The organism is Subtercola sp. Z020, from assembly GCF_002931235.1.
Classification (GTDB): Bacteria; Actinomycetota; Actinomycetes; order Actinomycetales; family Microbacteriaceae; genus Subtercola.
The window spans coordinates 1-1106 of the sequence record NZ_PSTT01000155.1; the positions used below are offsets into that span (position 1 = coordinate 1).

Here is a 1106-nt window from a genome sequence, read left to right on the forward strand (position 1 = left end):
GGCTTAGCCCGCTCTGCACAGGCCTCGCCCGCCTCCGCCAGCCCCGGCTCAGCCCTGCCCCCTATTACTGTCACCCCCCCTGCTCGCATCGGCACATCAGCGACCGTTCACCAGGACACTCCTCAGCCAATCCGACGCCGATAGAGGGGTTGTCTCGGCAAGAGGTGTCCTGACGACCGCGGCCGGCCACGCTTACGGCTGTCCTGACGGCAGCGGCCGGTGGCGGCGAACCGTGTCTGGCGCCGAGGGCCGTCCTGACGGTCACGGCTGGCGGCGGTGTTCTGCGCCGCGCGCCCCCGAACCGCACCGCACGCCATCACGCCGCACGCCACCGCGCCCTTACGCCTTCGCTCGTCGAAGGGACCCAAATCGTGGCTCAGCTGATGTGGGAGAACGATTTGCGTCCTTTCCCGGTGCGGCGCGGGCGGCGCGGCAGTGGGATGGCCGGGCGAAGCGCGTGCTGCGCGGGGGCCGTCAGTGCGGGTGGGAGTGCGAGGCGGGAGGCGCGGCGAGGGAGGCGCGGAGTGCGCCCATGTAGCGGTCGCGGGGGAGGCGGCGGAGGGTGAGAGGGAGACGCGGGTAGATAGCGGCGGCGACGCGGAAGAGGAGGTCGAAGCGGCGCTGGGAGCGGGCACTCCAAGGGAGCACGAAGGCGCGGCGGAGGTTGTCGTCGAGCAGCCCGGTGGTGACGAGGCGCACGAGCGGCATTGCGGCTCGGAGCCAGAGAGGCGCGGTGCGGGGGTGCAGGAGATCGTGCGCGACGCGACGGGCTGAGTCGGTGACGTCGAGCGCGGCGACCGCTGAATCCCAGTACTGCCGGAACGCCGCGAGGTCGGCGGGCCAGAGGGTGGACGGCATCTGCAGCGCAGACCCGAGCACGCCGTAGCGCTGGTACACCTCCTCGGCTTCGCGCGGTGAGAGTTCGCCGAACGTCTTCTCGTAGACCAGAAGTGCGGTCTGGTAGAGGGTGGCCGCGACCCAGAGCTGAGCTTCGGGGTCGAACGCGTTGTACGACACCGCCGTGCCCGCTGCGGCAGCGGGCACGGCGGTGTCGTACAACGGGTTCGACCCCGAAGCTCAGCTCTGGGTCGCGGCCACCCTCTACC

1 protein-coding gene is annotated in these 1106 nt (G+C 71.2%); it reads right to left on the reverse strand.

All coding sequences use genetic code 11. From position 1 onward, the window contains the following. Positions 1–474: 474 nt before the first annotated feature. Complete coding sequence (locus C5B96_RS16945) at positions 475–1044, reverse strand: oxygenase MpaB family protein (RefSeq protein WP_158507232.1); 570 nt, start codon at positions 1042–1044, stop codon at positions 475–477. Between the last annotated feature and the right edge of the window lie 62 nt (positions 1045–1106).